The sequence below is a fragment of the Comamonas sp. SY3 genome, from assembly GCF_041730275.1.
GTDB classification, from domain to species: domain Bacteria; phylum Pseudomonadota; class Gammaproteobacteria; order Burkholderiales; family Burkholderiaceae_C; genus Comamonas; species Comamonas sediminis.
Window position 1 is genome coordinate 1 of the sequence record NZ_JBGTYN010000027.1, and the last position, 21,590, is coordinate 21,590.

The window sequence follows — 21,590 nt, forward strand, 5'->3', positions numbered from 1 at the left end:
GCGCACCTTGACGTTGTAGTCCACCACGCGTTTGACGGGTACCAGTACTTTCATAAACCTCGACTCCTGAGTTGTTCAATAGGTTTGCGCCAGTGGCAGCGCTTGGGCGCTGCCACGCAGCCATGGGCATGGATCAGGCCATCATCGCACAAAAATGCACGACCGTGCTTTTTTGTAGCCAAGCGGCTCATAACGACCAATTATCGGCGCATCGCTGCGCACCAGCCTCCATTTTCCGCACAAGTTGGCGGTTCATCAGCCCTGGCTGGCAGGTATTGCACCGCCGCTATTGTTCTGGATATGCAAAACACGTTGCGGGAACGGAATCTCGATCTTCGCCGCACGCAGGCCCTCAAGCACGGCGATATTGACCGCTGACTTCACATTGGCCTGCCCGTTCATCGGATCGTTGATGAAAAAGCTCAGGCTGAACTCCAGCCCGTCAGGGGCGAAATTCACCAGGAACACCGAGGGCTCGGGCTTGGCCAGCACCCGCGCTTGGGCCAAGGCCGCACGCGTCAGCACTTCGCGCACCTGCGCGACATCACTGTCGGCGCCGACGACGATCTGGGTGGTCAGGTTGAACTTCTGGTCGGCATCGGTGAGGTTTTCCACGCGCTGCGTGATCAAGGTCTCATTGGGGACAATCGACTCGCGCCCGTTGGAGGCGCGGATGACGGTGTAGCGGGTGCGAATGTCGGTGATGCGGCCTTCGAAGCCATCGACGCGCACGTTGTCGCCAATGCGCAAGGCCCGCTCGATCAGCACCAAAAAACCGCTGACATAGTTGGAGGCAATTTTCTGCATGCCAAAACCCAGGCCGACACCGAAAGCACCGCCCAGCACCGACAGCGCCGTCAGATCGACGCCAACGAGGGACAGCGCCACCAGCAAGCCAATGGTGATCAGCAGCATGCGTGTGAGATTGACAGCCATCTTGCGCATCGACAGGTCCTTGACCATGTCGTCGATCACGCGTTGCTCAAAGGTGGTTGAAATCCACAGTACCACCAGCATCACCATGCCCACCGATATCGCCCCCTGGAACAGCTCCAGCACCGAGATCGACGTCTTGCCAAAGGCGAACTGCACCGCATCGAGCTGCGCCATCACCTGCGGCAGCACACCCAGAATCCCCAGCACCGCCACGCCCCAGGCCAGCCACGAGAAGATCCGCTCAATCAGGCGCACCACGGTGGAGTTGGGAAAGGTCTTGGCCAGCACCCGGGCGACCAGGCGGATGACCGCCAGCGACAGCAGAATCTGCACCGCCAGCCGCAGCAGAAACACTGGTTGGTAGTGCTCCACCAGCATGCGCGCAGCAGCCGTCAGCAGCAGTGCCAGCAGCGGGAACAGCGCCCCGCCCCAGGCCGTTTTGCCAAACCATACCGACGGCTTGCCCACCTCACGGTGGCGGTAAAAGCTGCGGCTGAGGAGCCAGGCCAGGCCCAGGCATATCACCAAAACCGCCAGCTCCTGCCAGGTGCTGGACTGCTCAAAGTCCACTCTCAAACGATCAAAGATATCCATGCGCCAGCCTTATCGGGTCCAAAAGAAAAAGCATACGCGCAAGCATATGCTGGTTCCGTACCGTATCACCGATGGTGCAGTGCCGCTTGTAGGAGCGGCACACGTCCACAGACGCGCGGCGGGGTGTGGCCTGGGACTAGGACCAGACCGGCTTGCGCTTTTGCGCAAAGGCCTGCGCGCCTTCCTGCGCGTTGCCGTCCATCATGTTGGCGGCCATGCACTGGCTGGCCACCTGGTAGGCGGCCTCCATGCCCAGCTCCCGCTGCTGGTAGACCAGGGCCTTGCCCATGCGCACGGCGGCAGCGGGCTTGCTGACGATGGCAGCGACGAGCGTTTCCAGCTCCGCATCGAGCTGCTCGGGCGCGGCCACCCGGTTGACCAGGCCCTGGGCCAGCGCCTGCTCGGCGCTGATGAATTCACCGGTCAGCAGCATTTCCATCGCCTGCTTGATGGGCATGTTGCGCACCAAGGGCACGCTGGGCGTGGCGCAGAACAGGCCGTACTGGATGCCGCTGGTGGCAAAGCTGGCCTCGCTGCTGGCAACGGCCAGATCACATTGCGCCACCAGTTGGCAGCCGGCGGCCGTCGCCATGCCCTGCACCCGCGCAATGACGGGTACCGGCAGCTTCTGGATCGCCATCATCACCTGGCTGCAGCGGTTGAACAGGTCCTGGTACCAGGCGCGGTCGGGGTGGGCTGCCATGTCCTTGAGATTGTGGCCGGCGCAAAAGGCCCGGCCCTGCGCGGCCAGCACCACCACGCGCACCGATGCATCCTGCGCAATGGCGGCCAGGGCTGCGCGCAACGCAGCGAGCATCTCATCACCCAGCGCATTGAAGCGCGCCCCATCGTTCATGCACAAGGTCACCACGCCGCGCGCATCGCGGGTCTGCACAAGCAAGTTGCTGTCCGTCATTGCCAGGTCCTCAGAAGGTGTTTACAGATCGGCGAGCACGCGGATATGGGCTTCTACGCTGGCTGCGAGCGGCGCCATCACATAGCCGCCCTCCAGGCAGGAGACGATGCGGCCCTTGCTGAAGCGCCGCGCAATGTCTTTCACGCGGTGGGTGATCCAGGCGTAGTCGGCCTCGACCATGCCCAGCTGGCCCATGTCGTCTTCGCGGTGGGCGTCAAAGCCTGCGCTGATGAAGACCATCTCCGGCTTGAATTCCTCAAGACGTGGAATCCAGTAGGTCTCCACAATCTCGCGGATGTCCATGCCCTTGGTATAGGCCGGCACCGGCACATTGAGCATATTGGCCGCCGGGTCCTTGTCGCCCGAATGCGGGTAGAACGGGTGCTGAAAAATGCCCACCATCAGAATGTGCGGGTCGCCCGCGCAGATGTCTTCGGTGCCATTGCCATGGTGCACATCAAAATCGACTATCGCTACGCGCTTGAGCTGGTGGCGCATCAGCGCGTATTTGGCCGCCACCGCCACGTTGTTGAAAAAACAAAAGCCCATGGCCTGCTTGCGCGTGGCATGGTGGCCCGGGGGACGCACAGCGCAGAAGGCGTTTTCCATCTCGCCGCTGATCACGGCATCGGTGGCCGCCAGCGCAGCGCCACAGGCCCGCAGCGCGGCATTCCAGGTGGCGCCGTTGACGGCAGTGTCGGTGTCCAGCATCAGGGTTTCCGGGCCACCAATGGCCTGGTTGTCCGCCGCCATTTCAGACAAACCGCGTATCGACGCGATATGCAGGCGCTCATGGCCCAGCTCCAGATCGGACATGCTGGCCTTGGGCGCATCGCGCCGCTCCAATGCGTCCCCCACACCGGTGATGAGCAGGCGGTCTTCAATCGCATCCAGGCGCGCAGCGCATTCCGGGTGTGCAGGCCCCATGTCGTGCAGCCAACAGTCACGGTGGCTGAAATAACCTGTCTTGGACACAGTTTTCGTCTCCTTAACTGCCTTTGTCGTTTATTGTGATGGGATGCAGACACAGCACACCATACAAAAATTATTGACTCAGCTTAACACGGTGATTGTGGGGAAACCGGCGCAGGTTCAGCATTGCCTGACTTGTTTGCTGGCGGGAGGACATCTGCTGATTGAAGACGTGCCCGGCGTGGGTAAGACCACACTTTCGCATGCGCTGGCCCGCACCTTGGGCCTGCAGTTTGCACGGGTGCAATTCACTGCAGACCTGATGCCCAGCGACTTGACCGGCGTGTCGGTCTATGAGCGCGAGCAGCAGGCTTTTGTGTTTCATCCCGGCCCCGTGTTCACCCAGGTTTTGCTGGCCGATGAGATCAACCGCGCCAGCCCCAAGACGCAAAGCGCGTTGCTGGAGGCGATGGAGGAAAAGCAGGTGACGGTCGAGGGCGCGACGCGCCCGCTGCCCCAGCCTTTCTTCGTCATCGCCACCCAGAACCCGCTCGACCAGCTGGGCACCTATGCCCTGCCCGAGAGCCAGCTCGACCGCTTCCTGATGCGCATCTCGCTGGGCTACCCCGACCAGGCGGCCGAGTTCCAGCTGCTGGCCGGCCAAGGCCACCGCGATATCGCCAACCAGTTGCCAGCGCTCACCTCTGCGGTGGAGCTGAAGTTCCTGCAGCAGGAAGTGACCAGCGTGCGCGCCAGCGACGCGCTGATCCACTACGTGCAGGCGCTGATCGCCGCCACACGCTCGGGCAAATGGTTTGTGCAGGGCCTGTCACCGCGCGCGGGCATTGGCCTCATCCGGGCGGCCAAGGCGCAAGCGCTGATCCAGGGCCGTGACTATGTGGCGCCCGATGATGTGCAGGCCATCCTGCCGCAGACGACGGCGCACCGGCTGGTGCCCATCAGCACATCGGGGCGCAGTGCCGTCGAGCAGGTGCGCGCGATGATGGACAGCGTGGCGCTGCAGTAGCGTGAACCCGCCTTCTGCGGCCTCAGGGCAGCCCCGCAACAGCCCTCTTCAGCGGCTGCGCCAGCGCATGCGCCAGTGGTGGCTGGCCCATTTGCCCAGCGCCAGCAGCCATGCGGTCAGCCGCCGCAACCTCTACCTGCTGCCCACCCGCGCCGGCTGGATGCTGGCGCTCACCTTGCTGGTGCTGCTGGTGACCAGCATCAATTTCCAGCTCAATCTGGGATTTTTGCTGACCTTCATGCTGACCGGCGCAGCACTGGTGTCCGTGGGCATTGGCTACCGCAATCTGCTGGGGCTGCAGCTGGAGCTGCACGCGCCCGAGGCACAGTTTGCCGGACAGGCGCTGCGCCTGGACCTTCGGCTGCACAACCCCAGCCGCCGCGCCCGCTATGCGCTGGGCATACGCCAGTACCAGGGCCTGGAACTGAGCCTGAGCGATGCTCCGGCGCAGGCAACCACCCCGATGCAACTGAGCACGCCCGCCGAGCGGCGCGGCTACCACAGCCTGCCTGCGGTGCTGGTCGAGACCCGTTTTCCGCTCGGTGTCTTTCGCATGTGGACCGTTTTCCGCACCACCGAAAAAGCCCTGGTCTACCCCTGCCCCGAGACCAACCCACCCCCGCTGCCACTGGGCCTGGCCGATGCCGGCGCCGGCAGCAGCGCCAGCCTGCGGGCCAGCAGTGGCGAGTTCGACGGGGTGCGCAGCTACCGCCGCGGCGACCCGCTCAAGCTGGTGGTCTGGAAGAAGGCGGCCACATCGCTGGCCACCGGCAGCGGCCATTTTGTCGTGCGCGACAACCAGCACCAGGCGCAGCAGGATGTGTGGCTCGATGCCCAGCAATGCGGCCTGGCAGAGCGGGAAGCCCAGCTTTCGCGGCTGACGGCCTGGGTAGTGATGGCCGACCAGCAAGGGCTGCGCTACGGGTTGCGCCTGGGCAGCGGCCACGCAGATCAGGCGGCCGACAGCGGGGCCGAGCACCGCCAGGCCTGCCTGCGCGCACTGGCACTGGCCTAGGAACAACACGATGCCTTCTGCTTTCCACCCTGCCCCGTCTGCAGGCGCCAGCCGCTGGTCCCGCCTGCCACGCGAGGCACGCGATACCTTGTTTTTGCTGGCCGTCGTCGGCTGGATACTGCTGCCGCTCACCGCCACCTTGCCACTGTGGGCCTCCGCTCTGGCTTACGCGCTGCTCGCCTGGCGCGGCCGCATTGCACTGCTGCAAAAGCCCATGCCGGGCCGCTGGCAGCTGCTGGCCTTGCTGGTGCTGGTGGTCGGGCTGACCCTGCTCAGCTACCGCACCATCCTGGGGGCCGATGCCGGCGTCACCCTGGTCAGCATGCTGCTGACGCTCAAGACCATGGAGCTGCGCGCCAAGCGCGATGCGATGGTCATCTTCTTCCTGGGTTTTTTTGCCCTGATCGCCAACTTTCTGCATTCGCAGTCGCTGCTGACCGCGCTGGCCATTGCGATCGGTCTGGTGGGCTTGCTCACCGCGCTGGTCCATGCGCATATGCCGGTGGGGCAACCCTCGCTGAAGTTCGCCGCCGTCCTGTCGCTGAAGATGGTGGCCATTGGCGCGCCGCTGACCTTGGCGCTGTTTGTCTTCTTTCCCCGCATGGCGCCGCTGTGGGGCGTGCCGCAGAACCCGGCAGCCAAGACCGGTCTGTCCGATGAGATGACGGTCGGCTCGGTGGCATCGCTGGCCCAGGACGAAGGCATCGCGTTCCGCGTCAAGTTCGACACGCCGCAAAACCGGCCGCCCCCCGCCAACCAGCTCTACTGGCGCGGGCCGGTGCTGTCCGACTTCGACGGCAGCACCTGGCGCGCCACACCCAGCTTTCGCACGCCGGACGACCGGATGTTTGCCGACATCCGCACCGAGGGCGAGGCGCTGCGCTACGAGCTGACCCTGGAGCCCCACCACAAGCCATGGTTGCTGACTTTGGACCTGACCGGCAGCGCGCCGGTGCTGCCACGCGGCCGTGCCTACAGCACCGGCGATCTGCAATGGCTCAGCAACCGTCCCATTACCGAGGTGACCCGCATTGCGGTCGAAAGCCACACGCGCTACCGGTTTGGCATGCAGGCCGGCAACCGCGAGCTGGCCTTCAACCGCCGGCTGCCGGCCAACAGCAACCCGCGCACCCAGGCCTGGGTGGCACAGCTGGTGACCGAGATCGGCGAGCGCCCCGACCGCAGCGCGCAACTGGTACAGCGCCTGCAGCAGCAGCTGCGCAGTGGCGGCTATACCTACACCTTGGATCCCGGCGTCTACACCGGCCAGGCAGCTGACGAGTTCTGGTTTGACCGCAAAGAGGGCTTTTGCGAGCATATTTCGGCCGCCTTTGTGATTGCGCTGCGCAGTGCCGGCGTGCCGGCGCGCATTGTGACCGGCTACCAGGGGGGCGAAGCCAACAGCGTGGACGGCTACTGGACGGTGCGCCAGGCCGATGCCCATGCCTGGGCGGAGGTGTGGCTGGGCGAGGAACAGGGCTGGGTGCGCTTTGACCCGACGGGCTCGGTCAGCCCCGGCCGCATCGGCGCCGCACAACGCCTGAACACGCCCAACTTCATGGGCATCAGCGTCAGCAATGCCGCCACCATCAATGGGTTGCAGCGCATGCGCGCGGTCTGGGAAGCCGTCAACAACAGCTGGAACCAGTGGGTGCTGAACTACACCCAGCGCGAGCAGATGGACATGCTCAGCAAGCTGGGCCTATCCAGCCCCGACTGGATGGACCTGGTGCGCATTCTGGGTGCCCTGGTACTGGCGGCGGCGATGATCGTGGTGCTGGCCCTGCAGTACCAGCGCAGGCGCGTGGACCCCTGGCTTGCGCTGCTGGGCGAGGCGCGCAAACGCCTGCGCCAGGCCGGTGTGCCAGAGGCCGCACAAGGCAGCGCCGCTACGCCCCGCGCGCTGGCACGCTTGGTGCACGCCCAGGCGCCCGAGCTGGCCCCTGCGTTTGGCCAATGGCTCAAGGCCATGGAGCGGCAGCGCTATGCACATGCGACCGGCCAGCCTGCACCCAAGGCCGAGCTGGCGGCGCTTCGCAAACAATTACGACTTCTGCCCTGGTCCCGCCTGCGGGCCCGGGCAAACAAGGTATAAAACCCCATGCACCGAATTCTTCAGACCACCGTGGCCGTGCTGTGCGCCGGCCTGTGCGCAACGGGCGCCTACGCGCAAAAAAACACCAGCAACAAGGCCCGCAGCGCTGATTCCGCCCCCGCTGCATCCAGCTATGGCAACCGGCCCGAGGCCGAGGCTTTTGTCCGCGAGGTGGCCGAGCGCCGCCATATCGATGAGGCCTGGCTGCGTGCCAGCATCCAGCAAGCCCGCTTCAACGCCACGGTGCAGCGCCTGATGACGCCGCGCACCGGGCCAGCCGGTGTCAAGAACTGGCGCGGCTACCGCAGCCGCTTTGTCGAGCCGATCCGCATCCGCGCGGGCCTGCGCTTCTGGAACGAGAACGCAGCGACCCTGGCCCGCGCCGAGCAGACCTATGGCGTGCCGGCCGAGTACATCGTCGGCATCATCGGGGTCGAGACCATTTACGGCCAGCAAATGGGCAACTTCACAGTGGTCGATGCGCTGGCCACCTTGGCTTTCGACTATCCCGCAAGCCACCCGCGCGCGGCCGACCGCGCCAAGTATTTCCGGGGTGAGCTCGAGCAGTTCCTGGCCACCGCGTACCTGACGGACAGCAACCCCTTCGACACGGTCGGCAGCTACGCCGGCGCGATGGGCATGCCCCAGTTCATGCCGACCAGCTGGTCCAACTACGCAGTCGATTTCGATGGCGATGGCAAGATCAACCTGTTTGGCAGCACCGCCGATGCGATCGGCTCGGTAGCCAACTACTTCGTCGCCCATGGCTGGCAGCGCGGCATGCCGGCCTACTACGACGTGCAGGTAAACAGCACGCCGGCACAGCTGGAAACCTTGCTGGCCCCGGACATCAAGCCCAGCTTCAGCGCCGCCGAGATGGCCGCACTGGGCCTGCGCATCCAGGCACCGGGTGACCAGCACAATGGCCCGCTCGCACTGATCGAGCTGCCCAATGCCAGCGCCGCCACCCAGTACGTTGTGGGTACGCCCAACTTCTACACCATCACCCGCTACAACCTCTCGAGCTTCTATGCGATGTCCGTGGTGGAGCTGGGCCAGGCCATTGCGCGTGCACGCAACGGCACGCCGGCTGCGGCGGATGCCGAGCCCAGCGCGCCTGAACCCAGCAGCGAACCGAGCAACTCCCCCACGGCCGAAGCCGCCGCCAAGGCCTATCTGCGCAGCAAGGCGCGCCAGCAGCGCACGCCCGATCCGGCCAACTTCAGCGCGCCGTGATCCCCAGCTTGGCCAGCCCAGGCAGGGCGACACATATGGACGTGATCTGCAGGCTTTCAAGGCCTTAGCTGCAAAAATAAAAGGCAGCGATTTTCTCTTGAAATTGCCGCATCTTCATCCAACTATCAGTCATCGAGCAGCAACCCCGCTGCCCTGTTCTACAAGGATTGAAGATGATCATGACCCCTCTGATGCACCGCTCGGCCTACGCTGTCTCCCCTTCCGCGATGGATGCCGCGCTGCAGCGCTTCCTCCAGGCCACCACCAATGCGCAAGATCGCGTACAGCAAGATGGCCAGGTGTTCAGCATCAGCGTGGATGTGCCCGGTCTGTCCCGCGACCAGCTGCGCATCGAGCTGCAAGACAAGACCGTGCGCCTGTCCAGCATTGAAGGTGCGCCGCGCAGTGTGCAACGTGCCTGGAAGCTGCCTGCCAGCATCGATGCCGCAGCCTCCAAAGCCAGCCTGGAAAACGGCGTGCTGACCCTGGTGCTGAGCACCAACCAGCCCAGCACCCAGACCCTGGCGATTGCATAAACGCCAACACCGCACCATGCAGAAGGGGCCCTGACAGGCCCCTTTTGCTCGTTGTGCCGCTGCATCACCAGCGGGTCACCCTCTACACCGCAGCGGCAGCCGCAGGTGGCTGCTGCACGATCGCATCCAGCGGCCAGCGCGGCTTGACGTCGAATGCATAGACCTTTTCAGCCTGCTGCTGCCCCGCTTCGATGCGCATCGCAGCCGCCATTGCAATCATCGCGCCGTTGTCAGTGCACAGATGCAGCTCGGGATAGTGCACCCGGATGCCGCGCTTGCGGCAGGCATCGTTGAGCTGCTCGCGCAGCAGCCGGTTGGCACCCACACCGCCAGCGACCACCACGCGCTTCATGCCGGTTTCTTTCAGTGCATTCAAGGTCTTTTTCACCAGCACATCGACAATGGCCGCCTGCGTGGATGCGGCCAGGTCCGCCTTGCGCGCCTCCAGGCCATCGCCCAGCTTCTTGGCCTGGGTCAGCACCGCCGTCTTCAGCCCGGCAAAGGAGAAATCCAGATCGCCACTGTGCAGCAGCGGGCGCGGCAGCTTGAACGCCTCGGCATCACCGCCCTGCGCCAGACGGGACAGCTCCGGCCCGCCCGGGTACGGCAATCCCAGCAGCTTGGCGGATTTGTCAAAGGCCTCGCCTGCCGCGTCGTCAATGGTCTCGCCCAGAATCTGGTACTGGCCCACACCATCCACCCGCATCAGCTGCGTATGGCCCCCAGAAACCAGCAAGGCCACAAACGGGAATTCGGGCGGGTCTTCGCTCAGGAAAGGGGACAGCAGATGGCCTTCGAGGTGGTGCACGCCCAGCACGGGCTTGTCCAGCGCGGCGGCCATCGCGCAGGCCACCCCGGATCCGACCAGCAGCGCACCGGCCAACCCCGGGCCCCGGGTAAAGGCAATCGCATCGATCTGCGCGAGCGTACAGCCCGCGTCATCGAGCACTTTTTGCGTCAGCGGCAATACCCGGCGGATATGGTCGCGGCTGGCCAGCTCGGGCACTACACCACCATAGGCACGGTGCATCTCGATCTGGCTGTAGAGCGCATGGCTCAGCAGCTCGGGCACGGTGCCGGGGCCACGGGTGCGCACCAGGGCCACGCCGGTTTCATCACAGGAGGATTCGATCCCCAAAATCAACTCACTCATGAGGCCAAAGTGTAGGCGCTCCCGGCCGGTTGTGCCCCCGGGGACCGGTCTACCCTGGCGGGCTGCCAGGGTTTGGCGCGGGGGCGGATGGCTCAGCGCTTGCCGCCCAGCAGCGAGCCACCGATTTTCATCAGGTCGCTGACATCGAGCTTGCCGTCGCCATTCTGGTCCAGCAGCGAGCCCAGCAGGCCGCCGCCCAGGCCACCCTGCTGCTGCACCTGGTCTTTTTCCTGGCCGAGCGCATTGCCCAATTGCGACGAGTTGAGGCCGCCCGACATCACGCGCTGCGCCAGGAAGGACATCACCAGCGGGGCCAGCATTTTGAGCAGGTTGCCGGCATTGGCGCCCAGGCCTGTGGCCTGGCCCAGGCTGGCCGATGCCTGGTCTTGCTGGCCGCCAAAGATATGGCCCAGAATGCTGGCGCCGTCCATCGCTGCAGGCGATGCGGCACCCGCACCGGCAGGTGCTCCGCCGCCGAGCGCGCCGCCCAGAACGCTGCCGAGCATGCCGCCCAGACCACCGCTCTGCGCGCCGCCGCCACCGCCCAACAGCGATCCGAGCAGCCCTCCCAGATCAGGGCCCGCGCCTGCGCCGCCGGCCGCGCCGTGATCGCGCTGCAGCGCTTCAAACAAGGCGCTCGCACCATCTGCGCTTTGCGCGTTGTTGCCCAGGGCGCCCAGCATCATCGGTACGGCCGCCTGCACGGCCTGCTCGGTCTGGGCCTCGCTCTGACCCAGGCTTTGGGCCATCTGCTGGATGGGAGCCCCTTGCAGTTGCGCGAGGAGCTCATCGACCATCGAGGGAGTTGCGGACATGTTCTTTCCTTTCATAAGCCCAGGCGGGCGTGGCACAGACTGCAGATGGTAGACGTTCAGCATGGCAGTGCAATACGCAGTGGCGCAAATCTTCGTTAACCAAGGCCGCTTCACCGCTGCCGGCCTGCATACCCGAGATGCCGGATGGGCTGATTTTCCTTATTACTTACGTATATATAAAACCTAAAATAATGGGCACACGTATTTTTCAATGCCATGGCCATACAGCACTACATCAAGGAAATCGGGCGCGGCGCACGCGGCGCCAAGGCCCTCAGCCGTCTCGAAGCCAGCGATGCGATGGCGCAGATACTCGATGGCCGGGTCAGCGATTATGAAATCGGCGCCTTTTGCATTGCGATGCGCATCAAAGGCGAAACCGCCGAGGAGATGTGCGGCCTCTGGGATGCCGTGCATGCACGTATTGCCCGCTTCCACAGCAGCGCAGCGCTGCCCACCGTGGTAGTGCCCAGCTATAACGGTGCGCGCCGCTTGCCCACGTTGACTCCGCTGCTGGCCCTGCTGCTGGCACGCGAAGGCCTGCCCGTGCTGGTTCACGGCATGCAGACCGAGGCGAGCCGCATCACGGCCTTTGCGGTGTTCGAGCGGCTGGGGCTGACAGTCCGCGATGGGGTCGGGGCGATCGCCCCATCCGAAGTGGCCTTGGTGCATACGGCCACCTTGCTGCCCGCGCTCGCCAAACTGCTGGCGGTGCGCCAGATCATTGGCCTGCGCAACCCCGGCCACAGCATTGCGAAGCTGCTGCAGCCCCTGCAGAGCCCTGCGGTTTTGCTGGGCAGCTATACCCACCCCGAATACCTGACGATGCTGCAGGCCACGCTGGCCGAGCTGCAGACCCATGCGCTGCTCTCGCGCGGACTGGAAGGCGAAGTCTGCGCCGACCCGCGCCGCACCCCGCAGTACGATGGCTTTGTCGCCGGCCAGCACCAGCTGCTGCAAGCGCGCAGCAGTGGCACCGATGGCCAGGTGCCGGGGCTGCCCAGCGAGCGCGATGCGGACACCACCGCCCGCTACACCGAGGCCGTTCTGGCCGGCCAGTTGCCGGTGCCCGCCGCCTTGGCCCAGCAAGTGGAACATGTGCTGGCCATCGCCCAACAAACACTACCCGCGTCCCAAGGTCTCCACCATGACTGACAGCAGCCTGCCCACTCCTACTGCGCGCCCCCCCGCCGATGCCCCAACGCCCGGTCAGGGTCAGTGCACCCTGGTCGGTGCCGGCCCGGGTGACCCGGACCTGCTGACCATTGCTGCCGCCAAAGCGCTGCAACGTGCCACCGTGCTGCTGGTGGACGACCTCGTCAACGAAGCCGTGCTGCAATGGGCTCCCGAGAGCGCACGCATCGTTCACGTAGGCAAGCGCGGCGGCTGCCAAAGTACGCCCCAGGCATTTATCCAGCGCCTGATGCTGCAAGAGGTGCAGGCTGGCGAGAATGTGGTGCGGCTCAAAGGGGGTGACCCGTTCATCTTTGGCCGGGGCGGCGAAGAAGTGGAGTTCTTGCGCGCCCATGGCATCGAGCCGCGCATCATCAACGGCGTGACAGCCGGGCTCGCTGCGCTGACCAGCCTGGGCGCACCGCTGACCCACCGTGACCATGCACGGGGCGTGGTGTTCATCACCGGCCATGCCAAGCCGGGCGGACAAGGCCCCGATTGGGCGCAACTGGCCCGCACCGCACATGATGCGCGCCTGACCCTGGTGATCTACATGGGTGTGGCCAGTGCCGAGGCCATCAGCCAGGGCCTGGGCAGTGGCTTGCCTGCCGATACGCCGGTCGCCATCGTGCAGCACGCCAGCCTGCCCGAGCAGCGCCATGCGATCACCGACCTGGCCCATTTGCCTGCCACCATGGCCCGCGAAAAACTGGCCAGCCCCAGCATCATCGTCGTCGGCGATGTGGTGCAATGCGTGGCTTTGGCAGCGCAGGCAATCCGTAACAACGAGGCGATAGCCAGCCGAGATTTCTCCGAGATTTGCGGATACGATAGCCAGGCAACCGTGGAAGACCAAGCATCCATAGCGTAGAGTAATCAATCTTTACATATGCACAGATTGTTTCTCCAGGTTCAATCCATAAAACGAGGAGCACTGACGATATGCAAAGACAACGCACCTGGCGCCTGTGCGCCGCTGCACTAGCCATTACCGCACTGACCGCTTGCAAGACCGAGCTGGGTCCGGGCGATGGCGATGGTGGCACCAACCCCAATCCCAAACCCTACCCCACGCTCGACGGCAAAGCACCGCAAAGCTTTTCGCTCAGCAGCATCGATGGCAAGGCCGCCAATACGGCCGAGAGCTTCGATGCCGCCATCGCGCAGGATGCCAACTTCATCGCTGTGGACCTGGTCATGAGCAAGGATGGCGAGCTGGTAGCGCTGGCCTCGCCGGACATTACCGAGATCACCGACGTCTCCAGCCGCAGCGTCTACGCGAGCCGCAAGACCTTGCGAATGATCGATGGACAGCGCCACGAAGGCTGGTTTGCCTCTGATTTCACGTTGGTGGAACTGCAAAGCCTGCGCGCCAAGCTGAATGGCTCCAGCACGCCGCCGGTCAATGCCAACACCGGCCGCATTCTGTCGCTCAATGATGTGATCGCTTACGTTAAGCGCCAGCGCAAGACCGTCGGCCTGTATCTGCAGACCCTGAACCCGACCTATCACAGCCAGCAGGGCCTGGCGATGGAAGACAAGCTGCTGGCAGCCTTCACCGCAGCGGGCTACACCCAGGAAACGGCGCCAGTGATGGTGCGCTCTTTGGAAGTGGCCCACCTGAAGGCCTTGCGCGCCAAAACCCAGGTTCGCCTGGTACAGATGATCAATGGCCATCCGGAGCTCGCATCTGATGGCAGCATCACCCTGTCGCCACCCTATGCCCAACCCTATGACTTCACGCTGGCCGGCACCTCTACCACCTATGCCCAGATGGTGACCGCCGACGGCCTGGCGCAGATCAAGACCTATGCCAATGGCATTTCGCCGTGGAAGCCTTACGTCATCTCCGCACGCTACCTGGACAAGAATGGTGACAAGCAGCCCGACGACCTGAACAACGACGGCAAGTGGGACTACCGTGACCGCGAGATGATGCCGCCGACCAACCTGGTCACCCTCGCCCATGCGGCCAAGCTCTTCGTCCACCCCTGGGAATACCGCAACGATGTGACCTTGCTGGCCAGCGACTTCAAGGGCAAGGTGGCGGCAGAGTACAAGCTGTTCTACGAAGTGGGTGTGGATGGCGTGTTCAGCGACAGCCCCAGCGATGCCAACAAGGCACGCTAATCAGGCAGCCAACGCCAAGATCAGCTAGGTGCCGACGCTAGGGCACCACCTACGAAGAAAGGCAAGGTGAAGACCTTGCCTTTTTCTATGGGCCTGAATCTTGCTGCGCCATGCAGCAAAATCAGGCGACGCAAATCGCTACCCAGCCACACTCAGCTCGTCTGCCGCGTCGTCTGCGCAAAGCGGCGCGCCAACTCCTTGCGCAGTTCCTTGCGCGTCAACGCCGCTTCCCAGCGGCGTTTTTCATCCGCCGTCTCCGGCTGCAACGGCGGCACCGGCACCGGCTTGCGCTGGTCGTCCACCGCCACCATCGTGAAAAAGCAGCTGTTGACATGGCGCACGCTGCGTTCGCGGATGTTCTCCGCCACCACCTTGATGCCGATCTCCATCGACGAGGTTCCGGTGTAGTTGACGCTGGCGTAGAACGACACCAGTTCACCCACATGGATGGGCTCCAGGAACATCACCTGGTCCACACTCAGGGTCACCACGTAACGCCCGGCATAGCGGCTCGCACAGGAGTAAGCCACATTGTCGAGCTCGCGCAAAATGGCGCCGCCATGCACATTGCCAGAAAAATTAGCCATGTCCGGAGACATCAGCACCGTCATCGTGAGTTGGTGGTGGGGTAAACGCATGGAGCCGATTGTAGGCATCGCGCCAGACGGCGGGGAGCCGCCCGGGCAAGCCCCTGGTTCCGCTCGGACATGCCGCATTCCCGGCTGCGACGGCCTAGCGGGACAGGCTTGGGCCGGCTTGTGCGCTGGCCATAGCCCTTCACCCATCCATCCCTCACCCGGCAAAGGCATTGCGGGGCTGTTCCGAGCCATGTTTGACAAAGACCTTGTAGCAGCCTACGAGCACATAGTCCCCCGTGTAGAGCACCTTGCGGCGCGTCCGCATGCCATTGACGAAGATGCCGTTCGTGCTGTGGTGGTCGACGACGGACAGAACACCGGCACGGTAGTGGAAAGCGCCGTGATCCCGGCTGACAGCCGGGTTATCCAGGCAAATGGCGTTGCCGGCACCTCGGCCAAATGTGGTGTACCCGCTCTCCAGGATCAGCGAATGAAGCACGACCCTGTGCGTGATGAAGATCAGGACTTCCGGCAGCATATTCCACCTCCTTCGTCCGACCGGTGCCCGGTCAGTACCGCAATCTATCGCTGCAGCATCAACAAATTATCAATCGATTTATTAAAATAGATTGATAATAAATTACAACCTGGATTGATAGAAAGAAAACCTAGGGAATACACGGTGCATCAATTTTATCTATTAATGGAAGACGCCCGCTGTTCCAACGGATGCAGGCAGGCAGGCTTGCTGGCTGGTCAGGACAATGCCGGACAGTAGGACACACTGACTGACATAAAACACGCTTTGATGGAGGGAAGCAGCTGCGGCAACCCATCATGCGTCGGCAGCACTCGGGAGCGTGTCCCAAGCACCTGGAGCTGAAAAACACAAGGCCATGCTGTGCACCCCGCTGGGCACCATGCCATCTGCCCCGTTGCTGCTTGGGCAGGCGTATCGCTCGCCAAACATCGGACACACCAGCAAGACGCGCCAGGGAAAAGCGCAGTCTAGGGCGCGGTCCGCTGCGTTGTATTCCTTGTCGAATAGCTGCAGCCTGACTGCAAAGAACGCCTTGCTTCTCATCCCGCTCCAAGCAGGCTCCATGGGCGAAGGTTTTGCAAAGGATTTCAAGCGCTTGTCTCTATGTGGGGAGTGGCGTGAATAACATGGAGCTCCCCGTAGCTGTTATTTGAACGCTGGTGATGTAGATGCCTGCCAATCGCTCTCAATCGCAAAAATAGTTGCCCCCCAACCGCCTCCAAGCTGTTTTCCTTTTGGTGATTCGACCAAGCGCTTTCATGCCACCTCCTACAATCTTCAGGTTGGACGCACGGCATCTCGTGACGATTACGACCCGTTCAGGAAAAAAGAGGCAGGATGACATGGCACTGATTAACTGTAAGGAATGCGGCAAACAGATTAGCGACCAGGCGTCCAGCTGTCCTCATTGTGGAGCGCCCGTGGCGGGCAACCCACCCGCTCCATCCGCAACGGTAGCCCCTCTGGCGGCAGAGTCCGTCAGAAAAACGTCGACATACAAGTACATCCTCTACGGAACACTCGTTCTCCTTGTCGCGATCAGTTGCATGGGCGGTGGCAAAACGAGCAATACCCCGCGCGAGTTCAACGCCACCCAAGCCATATTTCTGTGCGAACATGCGATAAAGCAGGTGTCTAAAGATCCAGAGAAAGCCAAGGTCCCCATGGTGTCCAACGTTGGCTCAGGTGATGAATATGTTTTTGTGTGGGGACCACAAACAAAGCTGACACGCCTGCGCAATGGCTTGGGGCTTGAGGTGGGCGTACCCGCAGTGTGCAAGGTCAGCCACTCCCAAAAGAAAATGACCTCGCTGTCAGTCGATGGCAAAACGATCTTCTGACGTCCGAATCTCCAAGCAAACCGCCTCCGGGCGGTTTTTTGTGGGCCGGAGCATTCCTCATCATGGTCGCCGCGGTTCAATGGGCGCTCGATGCTCACCTGTTGGAGTCCCCATCGCTTGTCGAGAAGCGACCGACATCCTTCGCTGTTGTAAAGCCAAGCCTGCGGCGGTTCATGCAAGACGGTAGCAATCACTCTCTCCAGCCGGTGCTGGGCTGTGCATGACTCCTATCCTGCAGGCCTTTCAGCCCGTTCAGCGCAATAGCAGCAAACGTGCTGAGGGGCGCTTGCAGCATCGCTCAGCCCCTGGCCTTTCACGTCTTCCTGCACATCGGAGAAGATCAGTTTGTTCTAACCTACAGAAGCAGGTGACGACCAGAAATTGAAAAACCCTTGCAGGTTGTTCACTTGCAAGGGTTTCAATTTGGGGTGGCTGATGGGGCTCGAACCCACGACAACAGGAATCACAATCTAGTACAACAACATAGCATCCATGAGGGTTTTGCCGTGAATCGTTGGAACATTTGCAACTTTTTTAAGCACGGTTTCATGCGACTCTAACGATGTTCGTTCCAGCGAAATCGCCCTAACTTTGCAGACCTTGCAGGGCGCAGATCATGCCATCCTGCAAACGGAAATGGGGCAGTTCATCGTTTCGCATATACTGTATGCATGCACAGTACTTTTCAGCCCAACGCACCGATCTTGGTGTCCGCTGCCCCGCTCTCAATCCTGCGGGCTGAAGCGTCTGTGCGCGCTGGCTTCCCATCGCCAGCTGAGGATTTCGCAGTCACCCGGCTGGACATAGGCGCCCTGCTCGTAAAGCACCCACAGGCCACCTATCTGCTGCGCGTGGCTGGTCCGTCCATGCGCGAGTTCGGCATTGATGATGGCGACCTGGTGGCGGTCGACCGGGCGCTGCAGGCCCGCCATGGGTGCATAGTCGTGGCCGTCATCGAAGGCGAGTTCACGGTCAAGAAGCTGTTCAAGGCCGCAGGCATGGTCAAGCTGAAAGCCGGCAACCCCACCTACCCGGACATCACACCCAAGGAAGGCCAGAGCCTGGAGATCTGGGGCGTGGTCACCAGCTGCATCAAGATCTTCGCGTGAGGCAGCCATGTATGCACTCATCGACGGCAACAACTTCTATGTGAGCTGCGAGCGGGTATTCCGTCCGAGCCTGCAGGGCCTGCCGGTGGTGGTGCTCAGCAACAACGACGGCTGCGCCATCGCCCGATCGGATGAGGCCAAAGCCTTGGGCGTCAAGATGGGCCAGCCCTTCTTCCAACTGCAGCACCTGGTCGAGCTCAAGGGGTTGGTCTGCCTGTCGGCCAACTTCGAGCTGTACGGCGACATGAGCGACCGCATGATGACCTTGGCCGCCGGCCTGGGGCCCAGGCAGGAAATCTACTCCATCGACGAATCCTTTATCGGCGACCTGGCCGGTGTGCGCGATCTGACCCGCCGGGCGTGGTCAGTGCGTGCACGCATCCTGCAATGGGTTGGCATACCCTGCTGTGTCGGCCTAGCCCCTACCAAGACCCTGGCCAAGCTGTGCAACCATGTGGCCAAAGATTCAGAGCGCAAGCCCGGCAGCTACCCGGCTGAGCTCGCCCGGGTTTGCAACTGGCAAGAGATGCCGCCCGCCATGCGCGAGGATGTGCTACGCCGGACCATGGCTGGCGATGTCTGGGGTATCGGCCGGCGGATCGCTGTGCAGCTGGCAGAGCGCGGCGTCGTCACCGCCCTCGATGTCTCCCGCATGCCGGGGCCCATGGTGCGCAGCAACTGGGGAGTCGTGCTCGAGCGCACCGTCCGCGAGCTGCAGGGCATCAGCTGCATTCCGATGGAACTGGCACCGCCGCCCAAGAAGCAGATTGCGTGCACGCGCAGCTTTGGCCATGGCATCAATGAGCTCGAGCCCCTGCTCGAAGCCGTCAGCGAGTTCGCCACGCGCGCGGCCGAGAAGCTGCGCAAGCAGGATCTGCGCGCCGGCGCCCTGCACGTCTTCGCCCATACCTCACCCTTCCGGCCAGGGCCGAGGTTCTACGGGCAGACCACCACCCAACTCGTCCCCCCCACCTCCGACACAAAAGCCCTGGTGCGCGCCGCGCTGGGCGGCATGCACTCCATCTACCAGCCGGGCTTTCGCCTGGCCAAGGCCGGCGTGATGCTGATGGACCTTGCCGAAAGCCGCCATGAGCAGCACGACCTGCTTGCCGCCGCGGACGTTGGCCGGGATCAAAGCCGCCTCATGGAGGCCATGGATCGGGTTAATGGCCGCTTCGGAAAAGGCACGGTGCACGTTGCCAGCACGGGCTTTGCCTCCCAGGATGAAGCGGGATGGCGCATGCGTCAGGAGCGGCGCACGCCCCGCTACACCACCAACATCGACGAGATTCCCATTGCAAGGTGCTGATATGCAGAACCAGCAGTTTGATTTTTGGACATGCCCGCCTGATAAGCTCCCCTCCCAGGACCAGCAGGTGGTGCTCATAAAACTGAGGCAGGTCACACCACCGCCTCCCATGACCCCTGCTGAACTCCAGCGCCTCTATAGGAGCCTCGAGCCAGATGTCCCTTTCTGACCGCGAAAAGACCGTTGTCGCGCTGTGGCGCCAGTGGCGCAAGAACATGCGCGATCTCAATGACGGATGGTTTCCCTACTACAACTCGGGCAAGCAGATTCACCTGTTTTTCGAGTACCTGCAGGCTGACCAGCCGCACCTCCTGGACATGCCCCGGATGGATCCATACCAGCAGGTGAAGGCCTGGGTTCTGCAGGATCTGGAAATCTAGTTTGGCTGGGCCTGGGCATTTAAGTCCAGCTTTCAGGGTCTGTTGCCGGCGTGTAGCAACTACCGATGTTGATTTTTTCCACCTACAACGTAGGCCACGAAAATCAACATCAGGGGTGTCGAGTAAGACTCGACAGTGCCGGTTTGCGATTCTGTGCACACTGATGGTTTTGGCCAAACCTGCAAAAACCGCGATTTGTCAACCAACCAACCCTGCAAATTCGGCGTTTTGTCAACCTAGCGGCTGCAGGCCTGGTCGCTATCGTCACCACTCAGCCGGCGCTCGATGTTCACCTGGTCGCACAGCGTGGCTACTTCGGCATCCCGTCGCTTAAGGTCGCCTCCGAGGCTTGCGACCACGCCGAGGCCTTCTGCAAGCTGGCGGTCGAGGGCTGCGGCTTTATCTGCAAGATCGCTGCGGGCAGCGGCGTCGGCCTGGGCTTGCGCACGATAAGTGGCACTTCGGCTGTCGGTGTCGCGGTGCAGGCGCTCAGCGCGGGCAAGCTCAGCGCGCACATCAACATCAATGCCAGTCTTGAGGTTCGCCAGGCGGTCGGCGTTGTAGATCGTGTCTTGGGCATGCTTGCTCTCCTTGATCGCGCTTTGGGTTTCTTCGGTGCGGGCGGCTTTAGCGCGGGTGGCCGCGCCCTGGGCCTGCTCAGTGCGCAGCTCGGCGATGGTCTTGCTGGCCTGCCAGCCTTTGACAACCCAGCCGGCGGAGAAGGCCAGCGCGGTGATGACGGCGGCCAAGATAAGTTTGATCTGCAGGGTCATAAGCCTGCCTCGCAGATCTCGCCGTTGGCATCGCCCCGGGCCTGCAGCCCAGGCAGCACCACTGACACGCCATTGACCGTGCCACGGTTCCAGCGCGGATTCTCACGGCATGCGCCGATCACATCCCCGGCATTCGCCTTGCGCAGCAGGGTCGAGGTGTACAACGCACCCTCGCCCTTGTTGTGGATGAAGTCGATGAACACTGCTTGCTGTAGCGGGGTGTAGGTGGTCCAGAGGCGGAACATACCCATGGCAGTGCGCTCGGCCGCCAGGTAGCGGCTGCGCTCCAGGGTGTAGCAGTCGGCTGGCGTGTAGTACCGACCAGCCACCACGGCGCGGCCCGTTATGCCGTTGCAGACGGTCAGCGGCTGGCCCTTGCCCAGCTTGTCCACGTAGGGTGTGCCAATGTGGCGGTAGCTGCTCTCGTAGTAGCTGCCCATCACCATGGCGATCTTGACCGCCTGGGATGTGCCAACATCAGCTGCCACAGCCTGGATGTACTGGCTCTGGTCGGCCATGGCCTTGGCTGCAGCTTTGTCACGCTCTGCGACCACGTAGCCGCCAGCGCCGGCCGTCAGGATTGCCAGGGCCATGAGGCCATTGCGCAATGCGTCTGGGATCCTGCTCATGACAGCGCCCCCAGATCCGTGTCGCCGCTGGGCGGCAGCTTGATGAAGTCTGCCCAGTTCTCGCCCAGTTGCTGCACCAGGTACGACTCCGAATGCTTGGAGCGCATATCCATCACCCAGCTGATGTGCAGGCGCCGAGCCTGCTCGTCGTCGCGCTTGGCCCGCAGCGCTTGGCGGCGGTCTTCTTTGCGGCGGTAGTGCCGGTTCATCAGGTAGCCGGCCACACCCAGCACGAGACCAGACAGAGCAACCAGCTTATCCAGCGTCATGGTGCCGAACAAGCTTAGAAACCACGCTGCGTAAACGTTGAGCTTGGCGCCCAGCGCTTGCAGCCATGGGGTTGCCACATCAGATGTGGAGTCGTGGATTTGGTTGGGCATAGATCGCATGATC

At 63.0% G+C, this 21,590-nt stretch carries 22 protein-coding genes; 12 read left to right on the forward strand and 10 right to left on the reverse strand.

Annotation, left to right across the window (positions count from 1 at the left end; translation table 11 throughout):
• Positions 1-255: 255 nt before the first annotated feature.
• From ACCQ08_RS22790 to ACCQ08_RS22800, 3 genes are all read right to left on the reverse strand, one after another.
• Positions 256-1,530 carry a mechanosensitive ion channel family protein gene (locus ACCQ08_RS22790; protein WP_239808952.1) on the reverse strand — a complete coding sequence of 425 codons (1,275 nt, stop codon included), beginning with the start codon at positions 1,528-1,530 and terminating at the stop codon, positions 256-258.
• Between the two features lie 136 nt (positions 1,531-1,666).
• Entirely contained in the window at positions 1,667-2,446 is a 780-nt protein-coding gene (locus tag ACCQ08_RS22795; protein ID WP_312463233.1) for an enoyl-CoA hydratase, read from the reverse strand.
• A 21-nt stretch (positions 2,447-2,467) separates the two neighbouring features.
• On the reverse strand, positions 2,468-3,421 hold the full coding sequence (locus ACCQ08_RS22800; protein ID WP_239808954.1) for a histone deacetylase family protein: 954 nt from the start codon (positions 3,419-3,421) through the stop codon (positions 2,468-2,470).
• A gap of 43 nt (positions 3,422-3,464) precedes the next feature.
• On the opposite strand from ACCQ08_RS22800, the gene ACCQ08_RS22805 reads away from it, so the two are divergent.
• The 5 genes from ACCQ08_RS22805 to ACCQ08_RS22825 all read left to right on the forward strand — a co-directional run bounded on the left by ACCQ08_RS22805 (position 3,465) and on the right by ACCQ08_RS22825 (position 9,267).
• Complete coding sequence (locus tag ACCQ08_RS22805; protein ID WP_239808955.1) at positions 3,465-4,385, forward strand: MoxR family ATPase; 921 nt, start codon at positions 3,465-3,467, stop codon at positions 4,383-4,385.
• 1 nt (position 4,386) lies between these two features.
• Positions 4,387-5,400: a DUF58 domain-containing protein gene (locus ACCQ08_RS22810; protein ID WP_239808956.1), complete on the forward strand. Its 1,014-nt coding sequence runs from the start codon at positions 4,387-4,389 to the stop codon at positions 5,398-5,400.
• A gap of 10 nt (positions 5,401-5,410) precedes the next feature.
• On the forward strand, positions 5,411-7,495 hold the full coding sequence (locus ACCQ08_RS22815) for a DUF3488 and DUF4129 domain-containing transglutaminase family protein (protein WP_373451078.1): 2,085 nt from the start codon (positions 5,411-5,413) through the stop codon (positions 7,493-7,495).
• A gap of 6 nt (positions 7,496-7,501) precedes the next feature.
• Positions 7,502-8,731: a lytic murein transglycosylase B gene (mltB, locus tag ACCQ08_RS22820; RefSeq protein WP_312463229.1), complete on the forward strand. Its 1,230-nt coding sequence runs from the start codon at positions 7,502-7,504 to the stop codon at positions 8,729-8,731.
• 173 nt (positions 8,732-8,904) lie between these two features.
• The gene (locus ACCQ08_RS22825; protein WP_239808959.1) at positions 8,905-9,267 is read left to right on the forward strand and encodes an Hsp20/alpha crystallin family protein; all 363 of its coding nucleotides are present in this window, start codon (positions 8,905-8,907) and stop codon (positions 9,265-9,267) included.
• Between the two features lie 82 nt (positions 9,268-9,349).
• On the opposite strand, the gene tsaD is transcribed toward ACCQ08_RS22825, so the two are convergent.
• Positions 9,350-10,420 (reverse strand): tRNA (adenosine(37)-N6)-threonylcarbamoyltransferase complex transferase subunit TsaD, encoded by a 1,071-nt coding sequence (tsaD, locus tag ACCQ08_RS22830; RefSeq protein ID WP_373451079.1) that lies wholly within the window; start codon positions 10,418-10,420, stop codon positions 9,350-9,352.
• 92 nt (positions 10,421-10,512) lie between these two features.
• Complete coding sequence (locus ACCQ08_RS22835) at positions 10,513-11,235, reverse strand: DUF937 domain-containing protein (protein WP_373451080.1); 723 nt, start codon at positions 11,233-11,235, stop codon at positions 10,513-10,515.
• Positions 11,236-11,451: 216 nt separating this feature from the next.
• Between ACCQ08_RS22835 and ybiB the strand changes: the two genes are divergently transcribed.
• The 3 genes from ybiB (at position 11,452) to ACCQ08_RS22850 (ending at position 14,538) form a co-directional block, all read left to right on the forward strand.
• Positions 11,452-12,390, forward strand: coding sequence for a DNA-binding protein YbiB (ybiB, locus tag ACCQ08_RS22840; RefSeq protein ID WP_373451081.1), 939 nt, complete (start codon positions 11,452-11,454; stop codon positions 12,388-12,390).
• Complete coding sequence (cobA, locus tag ACCQ08_RS22845; protein ID WP_373451082.1) at positions 12,383-13,279, forward strand: uroporphyrinogen-III C-methyltransferase; 897 nt, start codon at positions 12,383-12,385, stop codon at positions 13,277-13,279. The genes ybiB and cobA overlap by 8 nt, the downstream gene beginning before the upstream one ends.
• Before the next feature lie 71 nt (positions 13,280-13,350).
• Positions 13,351-14,538, forward strand: coding sequence for a glycerophosphodiester phosphodiesterase family protein (locus tag ACCQ08_RS22850; RefSeq protein WP_373451083.1), 1,188 nt, complete (start codon positions 13,351-13,353; stop codon positions 14,536-14,538).
• A 152-nt stretch (positions 14,539-14,690) separates the two neighbouring features.
• Here the strand turns inward: ACCQ08_RS22850 and ACCQ08_RS22855 are convergent, their stop codons facing one another.
• Together ACCQ08_RS22855 and ACCQ08_RS22860 are read right to left on the reverse strand one after the other, a co-directional pair.
• Positions 14,691-15,176 (reverse strand): acyl-CoA thioesterase, encoded by a 486-nt coding sequence (locus tag ACCQ08_RS22855; protein ID WP_239808965.1) that lies wholly within the window; start codon positions 15,174-15,176, stop codon positions 14,691-14,693.
• Between the two features lie 154 nt (positions 15,177-15,330).
• Positions 15,331-15,654 (reverse strand): FHA domain-containing protein, encoded by a 324-nt coding sequence (locus tag ACCQ08_RS22860; RefSeq protein WP_312417710.1) that lies wholly within the window; start codon positions 15,652-15,654, stop codon positions 15,331-15,333.
• 845 nt (positions 15,655-16,499) lie between these two features.
• Here ACCQ08_RS22860 and ACCQ08_RS22865 point away from each other — a divergent pair.
• The 4 genes from ACCQ08_RS22865 (at position 16,500) to ACCQ08_RS22880 (ending at position 19,795) form a co-directional block, all read left to right on the forward strand.
• Positions 16,500-16,997: a zinc-ribbon domain-containing protein gene (locus ACCQ08_RS22865; protein ID WP_373451084.1), complete on the forward strand. Its 498-nt coding sequence runs from the start codon at positions 16,500-16,502 to the stop codon at positions 16,995-16,997.
• 671 nt (positions 16,998-17,668) lie between these two features.
• Complete coding sequence (locus ACCQ08_RS22870) at positions 17,669-18,106, forward strand: LexA family protein (protein ID WP_373451085.1); 438 nt, start codon at positions 17,669-17,671, stop codon at positions 18,104-18,106.
• 7 nt (positions 18,107-18,113) lie between these two features.
• Complete coding sequence (locus ACCQ08_RS22875; protein WP_373451086.1) at positions 18,114-19,415, forward strand: Y-family DNA polymerase; 1,302 nt, start codon at positions 18,114-18,116, stop codon at positions 19,413-19,415.
• 155 nt (positions 19,416-19,570) lie between these two features.
• Positions 19,571-19,795: a hypothetical protein gene (locus ACCQ08_RS22880; protein WP_313329559.1), complete on the forward strand. Its 225-nt coding sequence runs from the start codon at positions 19,571-19,573 to the stop codon at positions 19,793-19,795.
• Between the two features lie 236 nt (positions 19,796-20,031).
• Here ACCQ08_RS22880 and ACCQ08_RS22885 read toward each other — a convergent pair whose 3' ends face one another.
• The 3 genes from ACCQ08_RS22885 to ACCQ08_RS22895 are packed head-to-tail and all read right to left on the reverse strand — an operon-like array spanning position 20,032 to position 21,577.
• Complete coding sequence (locus ACCQ08_RS22885; protein ID WP_373451087.1) at positions 20,032-20,568, reverse strand: hypothetical protein; 537 nt, start codon at positions 20,566-20,568, stop codon at positions 20,032-20,034.
• Positions 20,565-21,197 (reverse strand): lysozyme, encoded by a 633-nt coding sequence (locus tag ACCQ08_RS22890; RefSeq protein ID WP_373451088.1) that lies wholly within the window; start codon positions 21,195-21,197, stop codon positions 20,565-20,567. The genes ACCQ08_RS22885 and ACCQ08_RS22890 overlap by 4 nt, the downstream gene beginning before the upstream one ends.
• On the reverse strand, positions 21,194-21,577 hold the full coding sequence (locus ACCQ08_RS22895; RefSeq protein WP_373451089.1) for a holin: 384 nt from the start codon (positions 21,575-21,577) through the stop codon (positions 21,194-21,196). Before ACCQ08_RS22895 ends, ACCQ08_RS22890 begins: the two co-directional genes overlap by 4 nt.
• Between the last annotated feature and the right edge of the window lie 13 nt (positions 21,578-21,590).

Bases quoted from the DNA above. Each gene is read 5' to 3' on its own strand.
- tsaD (WP_373451079.1), bottom strand. From the start codon at position 10,420: ATGAGTGAGTTGATTTTGGGGATCGAATCCTCCTGTGATGAAACCGGC.
- ACCQ08_RS22895 (WP_373451089.1), bottom strand. From the start codon at position 21,577: ATGCCCAACCAAATCCACGACTCCACATCTGATGTGGCAACCCCATGG.
- ACCQ08_RS22790 (WP_239808952.1), bottom strand. From the start codon at position 1,530: ATGGATATCTTTGATCGTTTGAGAGTGGACTTTGAGCAGTCCAGCACC.
- ACCQ08_RS22875 (WP_373451086.1), top strand. From the start codon at position 18,114: ATGTATGCACTCATCGACGGCAACAACTTCTATGTGAGCTGCGAGCGG.
- ACCQ08_RS22795 (WP_312463233.1), bottom strand. From the start codon at position 2,446: ATGACGGACAGCAACTTGCTTGTGCAGACCCGCGATGCGCGCGGCGTG.
- ACCQ08_RS22835 (WP_373451080.1), bottom strand. From the start codon at position 11,235: ATGTCCGCAACTCCCTCGATGGTCGATGAGCTCCTCGCGCAACTGCAA.
- ACCQ08_RS22815 (WP_373451078.1), top strand. From the start codon at position 5,411: ATGCCTTCTGCTTTCCACCCTGCCCCGTCTGCAGGCGCCAGCCGCTGG.
- ACCQ08_RS22870 (WP_373451085.1), top strand. From the start codon at position 17,669: ATGCACAGTACTTTTCAGCCCAACGCACCGATCTTGGTGTCCGCTGCC.
- mltB (WP_312463229.1), top strand. From the start codon at position 7,502: ATGCACCGAATTCTTCAGACCACCGTGGCCGTGCTGTGCGCCGGCCTG.
- ACCQ08_RS22825 (WP_239808959.1), top strand. From the start codon at position 8,905: ATGATCATGACCCCTCTGATGCACCGCTCGGCCTACGCTGTCTCCCCT.
- ACCQ08_RS22890 (WP_373451088.1), bottom strand. From the start codon at position 21,197: ATGAGCAGGATCCCAGACGCATTGCGCAATGGCCTCATGGCCCTGGCA.
- ACCQ08_RS22880 (WP_313329559.1), top strand. From the start codon at position 19,571: ATGTCCCTTTCTGACCGCGAAAAGACCGTTGTCGCGCTGTGGCGCCAG.
- ACCQ08_RS22860 (WP_312417710.1), bottom strand. From the start codon at position 15,654: ATGCTGCCGGAAGTCCTGATCTTCATCACGCACAGGGTCGTGCTTCAT.
- ACCQ08_RS22885 (WP_373451087.1), bottom strand. From the start codon at position 20,568: ATGACCCTGCAGATCAAACTTATCTTGGCCGCCGTCATCACCGCGCTG.
- cobA (WP_373451082.1), top strand. From the start codon at position 12,383: ATGACTGACAGCAGCCTGCCCACTCCTACTGCGCGCCCCCCCGCCGAT.
- ACCQ08_RS22805 (WP_239808955.1), top strand. From the start codon at position 3,465: ATGCAGACACAGCACACCATACAAAAATTATTGACTCAGCTTAACACG.
- ACCQ08_RS22855 (WP_239808965.1), bottom strand. From the start codon at position 15,176: ATGCGTTTACCCCACCACCAACTCACGATGACGGTGCTGATGTCTCCG.
- ybiB (WP_373451081.1), top strand. From the start codon at position 11,452: ATGGCCATACAGCACTACATCAAGGAAATCGGGCGCGGCGCACGCGGC.
- ACCQ08_RS22850 (WP_373451083.1), top strand. From the start codon at position 13,351: ATGCAAAGACAACGCACCTGGCGCCTGTGCGCCGCTGCACTAGCCATT.
- ACCQ08_RS22865 (WP_373451084.1), top strand. From the start codon at position 16,500: ATGGCACTGATTAACTGTAAGGAATGCGGCAAACAGATTAGCGACCAG.